This is a genomic window from Micromonospora sp. S4605, assembly GCF_003176715.1.
In the GTDB taxonomy this organism is placed as follows: Bacteria; Actinomycetota; Actinomycetes; order Mycobacteriales; family Micromonosporaceae; genus Micromonospora; species Micromonospora echinaurantiaca.
Genome location: NZ_QGSW01000230.1, coordinates 1 through 9,766 on the forward strand (window position 1 = coordinate 1; position 9,766 = coordinate 9,766).

A 9,766-nucleotide genomic window follows, 5' to 3' on the forward strand; every position below is an offset into this window, starting at 1 on the left:
CCCTACGGCCCACCCCCGACCATCCCTCGGTTGATCATGAGGTTGGCGGTGATGTCGATCGCGGAAGGTGCCGCCAACCTCATGATCAACGAAGGTCGGGCGCGCTGTGGGTCGCCGGGACGGCACGTACGATGGGCGGGTGACTCAGGCTGAAGCGACTTCCCGGACCGGCAAGCGCGTGCTCCTGGCCAAGCCCCGCGGCTACTGCGCGGGGGTCGACCGCGCGGTGCAGACCGTGGAGGAGGCGCTCAAGCTCTACGGCGCCCCGATCTACGTGCGTAAGCAGATCGTGCACAACAAGCACGTGGTGCGCACCCTGGAGGCCAAGGGCGCGATCTTCGTGGAGGAGAACGAGGAGGTGCCGGAGGGCGCCACCGTCATCTTCTCCGCGCACGGCGTCGCCCCCGAGGTCTACGAGCAGGCGAAGGCGCGGTCGCTGAAGGCCATCGACGCGACCTGCCCGCTGGTCACGAAGGTGCACCAGGAGGCCAAGCGGTTCGCCGCCGAGGACTACGACATCCTGCTCATCGGCCACGAGGGGCACGAGGAGGTCATCGGCACCTCCGGCGAGGCACCCGAGCACATCCAGCTGGTCGACGGCCCGGAGGACGCCGACAAGATCACCGTCCGCGATCCGAACAAGGTCGTCTGGCTCTCCCAGACCACCCTGTCGGTCGACGAGACGCTGGAGACGGTGGCCCGGCTGAAGAAGCGGCTCCCGATGCTCCAGTCCCCGCCCAGCGACGACATCTGCTACGCCACCTCCAACCGGCAGCACGTGGTCAAGGAGATCGCCCCCGACTGCGACGTGGTGATCGTGGTCGGCTCGCGTAACTCCTCCAACTCGGTACGCCTGGTCGAGGTCGCCCTGGACGCCGGCGCGCGCGCCGGACACCTGGTGGACTTCGCCGACGAGATCGACGACGCGTGGCTGGCCGGGGCGCGGACGGTCGGGCTGACCTCCGGCGCGAGTGTCCCCGACGAACTGGTCCAGGAGGTGCTCACCCACCTCGCCGCGCGCGGCTTCACCGACGTCGAGGAGGTGGTCACCGCCAACGAGCGGCTGACCTTCTCGCTGCCGCAGGAGCTCAAGCGCGACATGAAGGCCGCCGCGGCGGCCCGCGGCTGACGGCGGCGGCCGAGGTGCCGGCGGTGCACGGCGCGGAACGGTCGGCCGCCCGGCCAGGCCGGGAACGGCAGCCGGCCCCGTTGCGTCCGATACGGGTATGAGGACCTTTCGGCTCGCCCTCTCCGCGCTGGTGGTCTGCGTGGCGCTGAGCGCCTGCGGCGGCCAGGACGGCGGCGACGGCACCTCCAGCCCCAGCCCGACGGGAGCGCAACCGGCGACCAGCCCGCCCAACCCGACGCCGGCGAGCCCCAGCCCGTCACCGAGCACCCGGGTCCCGGACGACCCGGTGGACCCGACGATTCCCGACCCGCCGCTGGGCACCAAGCGCCCGGGCGGGCCTACCCCGCCACCGCCGGTGGGCGACACCACGCTGACCGGCACGGTCGCCGCCGGGGTGGAGCCCAACTGCCGGCTGCTCGACGGCTACCTGCTGATCGGCGGGCCGCGCGACGTGCTGGCGGTGGGCGCGAAGGTGAGCGTCACCGGCCGGGCCCAGCCCGGCATGATGACCACCTGCCAGCAGGGCATCCCGTTCCTGGTCGAGTCAGCCCGGCGCGGCTGACGCCCGGCCGGGCCTCGCCCGACCCGCCCCGCGCCGTGGCCGCCCCGCGGTGCGGCCCGCCGAGCGACCCGCCGGCGCCGCGGCGCGCCCCGCGTGGGGTCAATCCAGGGAGGCGCGGAGCGGGGGGACGTCGGCGTCGGCGGTGTCGAGCAGCTCCGGCGCCTGCGGTTGGCGGGGTGCCAGCTCGATCTGCGCCGGCGCGGCCAGCTCCTGGTCGGAGACCCCCAGCTCAGCGAGCTTGCGCGCGCTGACCAGCACCCGTGCCTCCAGCGACCCCACCGCCCGGTTGTACGCGGTCACCGCGCCGCTGAGCGAGGCGCCGAGCTTGCCGACGTGGTCGCCCAGTGTGGACAGCCGGCCGTAGAGTTCGCGGGCCAGCGAGTGCACCGCCACCGCGTTGCGGGCCAGCGCCTCCTGCCGCCAGGAGTAGGCGACCGTACGCAGCAGCGCGACCAGGGTGGCCGGGGTGGCCAGCACCACGTTGCGGGCGAACGCGTGCTCCAGCAGCGTCGGGTCGCGCTGGAGGGCGACGTCGAGGAACGGGTCGGCGGGCACGAAGAGCACCACGAACTCGGGGGTGCTGTCGAACGCGGCCCAGTAGGACTTCGCGGCCAGCGCGTCGACGTGCGCCCGCAGGTGTTTCGCGTGCGCGTCGAGGTGGGTGTCCCGCCCGCGCTCGTCGCGCGCCTCCATCGCGGTCAGGTACGCGTCGAAGGGTGCCTTGGCGTCCACCACCACGGACCGGCCGCCGTGCAGGCGTACCACCAGGTCGGGGCGGACCCCTTGGTGGTCGGTGGCGGCGGTGACCTGCTCGGCGAAGTCGCAGTGCTCCAGCATGCCGGCCGCCTCGACGATCCGGCGCAGCTGGTGCTCCCCCCAGCGGCCCCGCACCTGGGGCGCCCGCAGCGCCGCCACCAGCTGTTTCGTCTCGGTGCGCAGCTCGCCCGAGACGGTGCTCATCGCGCGGACCTGCTCGCGCAGCTCGGCGTAGGCGTCGACCCGGTCGCGCTCCAGCTCGGCGACCCGCTGCTCGTAGCGGCGCAGCGTGTCGTGCAGCGGGGCGACCGCGCGGGCGACCGCCTCCTGGGACTGCGCGGTGGCCTCGTAGCTCAGCGCCCGCATGGACTGCTCCAGCCGGCCCTCGCCCTCGCGGGTGGCGCGCAGCGTGGCGTCCAGCCGGGCGATCTCGGCCGCGGCACGGGACCGGGCGGCGAGCCAGCCCAGGGCGCCACCGGCGGCGAGGCAGACGACCACCACGGCCAGCGTCGAGAAGTCCACCCCCGGAGCTTGCCAGAAGAGTACGACGTCGGCGGTGCGGGTACCTTCCGGCCATGGAACTTCTGCTGGTGGTGATCCTGGCGGCGTTGCTGCTCGGCGCGTTCCTGTGGTGGCGGCGGGAGAGCGCGGCCCGGCAGGAGCGGGACCTGGCCGACGCGCGGGCCGACGCCCAGCGTTGGTACGAGCGGCTGGGTGGTCAGGTGATGAACCTGCACGGCGACGACCCGGCGGTCCGCCAGGCGCTGGTCGACGCCGGGGAGCGCTACAACGCCACCGGCGGGCAGTTGGAGCAGGCTCGCACCGTCCAGCAGTACCGGCTGGCCCGGGAGACCGCGCTGGAGGGGCTCGCGTACGCGCGGGCGGCCCGGGTGGCGCTCGGCATCGACCCTGGTCCGGAGCTGCCCCCGCTGGCCGCCGCGGCGGGCGCCGGGCAGCTCACCAGGGAGCGCCAGGTCGAGGTGCAGGGGCAGACGTTCAAGGCCGGCCCGCAGCCGGGCCGGGACACGCCCTACTACTACCCCGGTGGGCGATTCCAGGGCCGGCCGGTGCCGGCCGGCTGGTACTCCACCCCGTGGTGGAAGACGGCGCTGGGCGCTGGCGCCGGCGTGCTCGGCGGCCTGCTGATCGCCGACGCGCTCTTCTCGCCGGCGTTCGCCGACCCGGGCTACGGCTACGACGCGGGCTACCAGGAGGGTTACGCCGAGGGCGCCGACCACGGCGACCAGGGCGGCGACGTCGGTGGTGACCAGGCCGGTGACTTCGGTGGCGGTGACTTCGGTGGTGGCGACTTCGGTGGCGGTGACTTCTGAGCCTGCTGTCGCCACCGGCTGATCCTCGGCCCAGGCTCACCGCTGGCGCTGCCAGCGGCGATCTCGTTTGACCGGTGGCCCACACTCAGGACGAGCTTGATACCTGGGAGGCATGCGTCCGGGAGGGGCGGTCGGACCGGCCGGCGCCGGCTCAGCCCGTGTTGCGCATGCCGGCGGCGATGCCGTTGACCGTGGTGAGCAGCGCCCGCTCCAGCGCGGTGCCGTCGCTCGGGGCGCGTCGGCCACCCGGTGCGGTGGCCACCGCTCGGCCGGCGGCGCCGGAGTCGCGGTACTGGCGCAGCAGGGCCACCTGGAGGTGGTGCAGCGGCTCCAGGTAGGTGTCCCGCACGGCGAGGGTGCGCTGGAGCACCGGCGAGCCGTCCAGCAGCGCCGGCGACCCGGTCACCGCCAGCACCTCCTGCCGGGTCAGCTCGTACTCCTGCTCGATCTTGTGGAAGATCGGGTGCAGCTTCTTCGGCACCAGCGTCTCGACGTACCGGCGGGCGATGCTGAGGTCGGTCTTGGTCAGCATCATCTCCACGTTGGACAGGAACGTGCGGAAGAAGTGCCAGTTGCGGTGCATCTCGGCCAGCACGTCGGCGCGGCCCTCGGCGCGGGCCGCGGCCAGCCCGGAGCCGACCCCGAACCAGCCCGGGACGATCTGCCGGGTCTGCGTCCAGCCGAACACCCACGGGATGGCCCGCAGGCCGGCCAGCCCGGCTCCGGTGTTCGGCCGCTTCGCCGGGCGGGAGCCGATGTTCAGCGCGCCGAGCAGTTCGGTCGGCGTCGACGCCCAGAAGTACGCCGGCAGGTCCGGGTCCTCGACCAGCGACCGGTACGACCGGAACGCCGCCTCGGAGACCAGCTCCATCGTCGCGTCCCAGCGTTCCAGCAGCTCGGCGGGCTGCCGCGGGGCGGTGTGCAGGAGCGTCGCCTGCAGCACCGCGGCCAGGGTCAGCTCCAGGTTCTCCCGGGCCAGCGACGGAAGGGTGTACTTGTCGGAGATCACCTCACCCTGCTCGGTGACCTTGATCGCGCCGTCCAGGGTGCCGTACGGCTGGGCCAGGATGGCCTCGTGGGTCGGCCCGCCACCGCGACCCACCGTGCCGCCCCGGCCGTGGAAGAGCCGCAGGTGCACGCCGTGCCGGGCGGCCACGTCGCGCAGCGCGCGCTGGGCCCGGTGGATGGACCACTGGCTGGTGGTGATGCCCGCCTCCTTGTTGGAGTCGGAGTAGCCGAGCATGACCTCCTGCACGTCCCCGCGGGCGGCCACCAGCGCCCGGTACGCCGGCAGCGAGAGCAGCTCGTCGAGCAGGTCACCGCCGGCGTTGAGTTCGGCCGGGGTCTCCAGCAGCGGGACGAAGCCGATCCGGGCCCGGCCGCTGTGCACGTCGACCAGCCCGGCCTCGCGGGCCAGCACCACCGCGGCGAGCACGTCGTCCACGCCGAGGGTCATCGAGATGATGTACGACTCGATGACCTCGGTGCCGAACCGGTCCTGCGCCTCCCGGATGGTGCCGAACACGTCGAACGTCTTGCGCGCCGCCTCGGTGAGCGGCGTGTCCAGGGTGGACAGCGGCCGGCGGCCGGCCAGCTCGTCGGCGAGCAGCTTGGTGCGCTCCAGCCGGGTCAGCGACGGGTAGTCGGAGACCTCACCGACGGCCCCGTAGAGCTGGGCCAGCACCGCGTGGTGCGCCTCGGCGTGCTCGCGGACGTCCATGGTGGCCAGGTGCAGGCCGAACGCGGAGACCGTACGGATCGTGGAGGCGAGCCGGCCCACGGCGGTGAGCTGGCCGGAGTTGCGGGCCAGCGAGGCGCGCAGCAGCTCCAGGTCGGCGATCAGCTCGGCCGAGCCGCGGTAGTCCCGGCCCGGCACGTGTGCGGTGCCCTGCCGCAGCCGCTGCCGGGTGTTGGCCAGCTTGGCCTTCACACAGCGGGCCTTGAGCCGGTAGGGCTCCTCGGCGTTGACCCGGCGGAACCGGGGCGCCACCTCGGGCAGTGCGTCCAGGTCGGCGGCGAGGCTGGCGGAGAGGTCCAGCGACACCCCGCGCAGCCGGCGGGAGACCGACACCTCGTTGATCAGATGGTCCATCGCCTTCTCGGTGGCGGCGATGCCGTGCTCGTGCTGGATGGTCAGCACCTCGCGGGTCACCGTCGGGGTGACGAACGGGTTGCCGTCCCGGTCGCCGCCGATCCAGGTGCCGAAGGTCAGCGGCCGGGCGGTCGGCGAGGTCTCCACGCCGAGGGTGCGCAGCGTGTCGGCGAGGTCGTCGAGCACCTGCGGTGCGGCCTCCGCGTACAGGTCGCGCAGGTAGTAGATGGCGTTGCGGGCCTCGTCCGTCGGGTCCGGCCGGTCCAGCCGCAGCTCGTCGGTCTGCCACATCAGGTCGAGCAGCTCGGCCAGCCGGCGGTTGGCCGGCCCCTCGTCGCTGGCCCCGTAGAGGATCGCGTTGGCGGTCTCGGCGTCCAGCTCGTCGGCGATCGCCCGCAGCTTGGACAGGATCGACCGGCGGGCCGCCTCGGTGGGGTGCGCGGTGAAGACCGGCCGGACCGCCAGTCGGCGGGCGACCGCCGCGATCTCCTCGGCCGGCACCCCACGTTCGGCGATCATCTTGGCCGCCTGGTCCAGCCAGCCGCCCTGGATCGCCCGGCGGCGGCGCAGGTCGCGGGCGCGGTGCACCTGCTCGGTGATGTTGGCCAGGTGGAAGTAGGTGGAGAAGGCCCGGGCCAGCTTGGTCCCGGTGGTGACGTCCAGGCTGCCGAGCCGCCGGGCCGCGGTGGGGGCGTCGGAGCGGACCTGCGCGCGGATCTCCTCGACCAGGTCGAGCAGCGGGCGGCCCTCCTGGCGGGCCAGGGTCTGGCCGAGCAGGGTGCCGAGGCGGCGGATGTCGGCCCGCAGGGCGGCGTCGGGGCCGTCGTGGTCGTGCTGGTCGGTCACGGTGCGCTCCTTACGCGAGTACGAAGGACAGCGCTGTCCGACTCCCTGGATCGTATCCGCGTGGCCCCGGCGGGAAGGAGGGGGCCCGAACCTCAGCCTATGACGGGATTCGCCGGATTCATGCTTCTTCGCCGGCCGGAAACCGCTCGACCGGCCGGTTAGCGTTCGATCATGACGTCGCTCAGTTATCCCCCCAAGCCGCGACCCGGCGACCGGGTCGCGGTCGTCTCACCCTCCGCCGGCCTGCCGGGTCTCTTCCCCCAGGTGTACGAGCTGGGCCTGCGCCGGCTGCGGGAGGAGTTCGGCCTGGAACCGGTGGAGTACCCGACCACCCGGGTGACGGGCGCCGACCCGCGCGACCGGGCCCGGGATCTGACCGCCGCCTTCGCCGACCCGTCGGTGACCGCCGTGCTGGCCACCGTGGGCGGCGACGACCTGATCACGGTCACCCCGCACCTGGACGACGCGGTGCTGCGGGCCAACCCGAAGCCCTACTACGGCTACTCGGACAACACCAACGTGCTCAACCACCTGCACCGGCTGGGCATCGTGAGCTACCACGGCGGGTCGGTGCTGGTGCACCTCGGCCGGCCCGGCTCGCCACACCCGCTGACCTTCGACTCGCTGCGCGCCGCCCTGTTCACCTCCGGCTGGTACGAGCTGACCCCGGCGCCGGAGTGGGGCGACCAGCCCAACGACTGGCAGGACCCGGCGTCGCTGGCGGACGAGCCGCTGATGTGCCCGGGCACCGGTTGGAGCTGGCAGGGACCCGAGCGGGTGGTCGAGGGGCGCACCTGGGGCGGCAACCTGGAGATCCTGCACTGGCTGCTCGCCGCCGACCGGGTCGCCCCGGCCGCCGAGCTGGCCGGCTCGGTCCTCCTGATGGAGACCTCCGAGGAACTGCCGCCGGGCACCGAGGTCTACCGGATCCTGCGCAACCTCGGCGAGCGCGGCCTGCTGGCCACCTTCCCGGCCGCCGTGGTCGGCCGGGCCAAGGCCTGGGACTTCGCGCGGCCGCACACCCCCGAGCAGCGGCAGGCGTACGCGGCGGAACAGCGGGCGGCGGTGACCCGGGCGTTCGCCGAGTACGCCCCGGACGCGGTGCTGGTCTTCGACGTCGACCTCGGCCACACCGACCCGCAACTGATCGTGCCGTACGGCGGCGAGATCCGCGTCGACGCCCTCGACCGCCGCATCTCGGTCCGCTACTGATGAGCAACTCGCGGGCGTACCCGATCCTGCATACGTCGGACATCGGCGGGGCGCTGCACGCCGTCGGCCACCTGCTCAGCGTGGCCGACCTGCGGAACACGGAGGTTCAGCTGTGGGCGCGTACCGGGCGGCACTCGGGCCTGCCACGCTACCTTGAGGCCTACGGCCACTGGCTGGATGGCGGCGGCGAGGACCGGATGTGGGTGGACGCGGCCCGCGAGCAGGAGACCGGGCCGCAGGACCCGGCAGACCCGCTGGTCGACGTGACGGTGGAGGTGTATGGGCTCGGCCTCATCGAGGACCGGTTGGTGGAGACGATCGGGTCCGACCAGGCGCACGTGGACTGGTGCCACAACGGCTGGCCGGCGGTGTGCTGCCTCGACCTCGGGAGGCAGGTCAAGCACGCGCACGTCCAGCTGGTATTCAATGCCTCCGATATCTGGGCGACCGAGCCGGCCGACCGGCATACCGTCTTCGTGCACGTCGGTGGTCGTGAGGGGGAGGCGGAGCGCGCCGAATGGCTGGCTCGGCAGGCCGGCCTGGCCGTTGTCGGCCCTAGCCAGCACGGCTTCTGATTCCTTCGACGTTGGCGGCAGAGTGAGTCGTCAGGCGTTCCGGTCGCGGACGAAGACACCGGCGCCGGGTGCGCCTTCGACGAGGCGGCGGTATCCGTGCGTGGCGGATACCGCCACCTCGCCGATCTTCTCCGCCGATCAGCCCGTACGCCGGTGCCCCGGCCTGGTTCCTGTTCAGGCGTCGACGAGGGCGAAGGCGCGGACCGGGAAGGTGCCCATGCCGGCGACCCGCGGCGGGGCGGCGGTGAACCGGAAGCCGTCCGGCGGCAGCTCACCCAGGCCGGTCAGGTGTTCCACGATCGGGATGCCGGCGGCGAGCAGGCTGCTGTGCGCGGGGCGTTCGCCGCCGGCCGCCGGGCCCATGTCGTCGATGTTGATCGAGTCGATGCCGACCAGCGCCGCGCCCGCCTCGGCCAGCGCCCGAGCGGCCTCCCCGGTCAGGTGGGGCGCCTCCGGCGCGCCGTACCGGTCGGTGCCGAAGTGCGCGTCCCAGCCGGTGTGCAGCAGCACCGCGCGGCCGGCGACGTCGTACGGGGCCAGCATCAGCCGGTCGATCGCCCGGGTGCCGGCGGGCACCCGCACCACGATGCCGGGCAGGTCGGCGAGGCGGTCCAGCGGCACCCCGGTCAGGTCGGCCCCGTCGGCCCAGCGGTGCGCGGGAGTGTCCAGGTAGGTGCCGGTGTTGGCGATCATGTCGACCCGGGCCACCCGGAATTCGGTGCCCGGCGCGTAGTTCGCCCGGGACGCCGCGAAGGTCAGCCAGTCACCGATCCGCGGCGCCGGCCAGCCGGGCAGGGTGACCATGCCGTCGCTGATCACGTGGCTCAGTTCCACCAGCCGCCGACCGGCGCCGGTCGGCGCGCCGTCGGTTGCGGCCACGCCGCGGCCGCCCTTGTGCGGCTCCTGGATGATCGTCTTGTTGCTGATCCGTACCTCGGCGACCATCAACAGGCCGAGGTGCCGCACCAGGAGCGCGCCCAGGTCGGCGTCGCTGATCTCCCGGCCGGGGATGTCCAGCCGGAACCCGTCCGTCCGCAGCCCGCCGCCGTTGGCGAAGCTCACCTCCGCGTCGAACTGCGCCCGCCACTCCTCACCCATGAACAAACCCGATCATGAAGCCGCCGACCCGGTCAAGCTCCCCTGGTCGCGTTCCCGGCCGACCCCGATGGCGTCCGCCGGTCAAGATCGCGCAACTTCCTGGATGTAGTGGCCTCGCTGCGTGTCGGAGGCCACTACATCCAGGATCGAGCACGGTCTTGGCGG

At 73.3% G+C, this 9,766-nt stretch carries 8 protein-coding genes; 5 read left to right on the top strand and 3 right to left on the bottom strand.

Going from position 1 to position 9,766, the window contains the following annotated elements; all coding sequences use genetic code 11:
* Window positions 1–139: 139 nt before the first annotated feature.
* Window positions 140–1,129 (top strand): 4-hydroxy-3-methylbut-2-enyl diphosphate reductase, encoded by a 990-nt coding sequence (locus DLJ47_RS19725; RefSeq protein ID WP_109901480.1) that lies wholly within the window; start codon window positions 140–142, stop codon window positions 1,127–1,129.
* Window positions 1,130–1,226: 97 nt separating this feature from the next.
* Complete coding sequence (locus DLJ47_RS19730) at window positions 1,227–1,691, top strand: hypothetical protein (RefSeq protein ID WP_109901466.1); 465 nt, start codon at window positions 1,227–1,229, stop codon at window positions 1,689–1,691.
* A 99-nt stretch (window positions 1,692–1,790) separates the two neighbouring features.
* Here the strand turns inward: DLJ47_RS19730 and rmuC are convergent, their stop codons facing one another.
* On the bottom strand, window positions 1,791–2,969 hold the full coding sequence (gene rmuC / locus DLJ47_RS19735) for a DNA recombination protein RmuC (protein ID WP_109901468.1): 1,179 nt from the start codon (window positions 2,967–2,969) through the stop codon (window positions 1,791–1,793).
* Between the two features lie 53 nt (window positions 2,970–3,022).
* Between rmuC and DLJ47_RS19740 the strand changes: the two genes are divergently transcribed.
* Complete coding sequence (locus tag DLJ47_RS19740) at window positions 3,023–3,778, top strand: hypothetical protein (RefSeq protein ID WP_109901470.1); 756 nt, start codon at window positions 3,023–3,025, stop codon at window positions 3,776–3,778.
* Between the two features lie 151 nt (window positions 3,779–3,929).
* Here DLJ47_RS19740 and ppc read toward each other — a convergent pair whose 3' ends face one another.
* Window positions 3,930–6,716 carry a phosphoenolpyruvate carboxylase gene (ppc, locus tag DLJ47_RS19745; RefSeq protein ID WP_109901472.1) on the bottom strand — a complete coding sequence of 929 codons (2,787 nt, stop codon included), beginning with the start codon at window positions 6,714–6,716 and terminating at the stop codon, window positions 3,930–3,932.
* 171 nt (window positions 6,717–6,887) lie between these two features.
* On the opposite strand from ppc, the gene DLJ47_RS19750 reads away from it, so the two are divergent.
* Together DLJ47_RS19750 and DLJ47_RS19755 are read left to right on the top strand one after the other, a co-directional pair.
* Window positions 6,888–7,928 carry a S66 family peptidase gene (locus DLJ47_RS19750; protein WP_109901474.1) on the top strand — a complete coding sequence of 347 codons (1,041 nt, stop codon included), beginning with the start codon at window positions 6,888–6,890 and terminating at the stop codon, window positions 7,926–7,928.
* A complete protein-coding gene (locus DLJ47_RS19755) occupies window positions 7,928–8,503 on the top strand; it encodes a hypothetical protein (RefSeq protein ID WP_109901476.1) in 576 nt (191 codons plus the stop codon). Before DLJ47_RS19750 ends, DLJ47_RS19755 begins: the two co-directional genes overlap by 1 nt.
* A 174-nt stretch (window positions 8,504–8,677) precedes the next feature.
* On the opposite strand, the gene DLJ47_RS19760 is transcribed toward DLJ47_RS19755, so the two are convergent.
* Window positions 8,678–9,601 carry a cyclase family protein gene (locus DLJ47_RS19760; RefSeq protein WP_109901478.1) on the bottom strand — a complete coding sequence of 308 codons (924 nt, stop codon included), beginning with the start codon at window positions 9,599–9,601 and terminating at the stop codon, window positions 8,678–8,680.
* Window positions 9,602–9,766 lie beyond the last annotated feature (165 nt).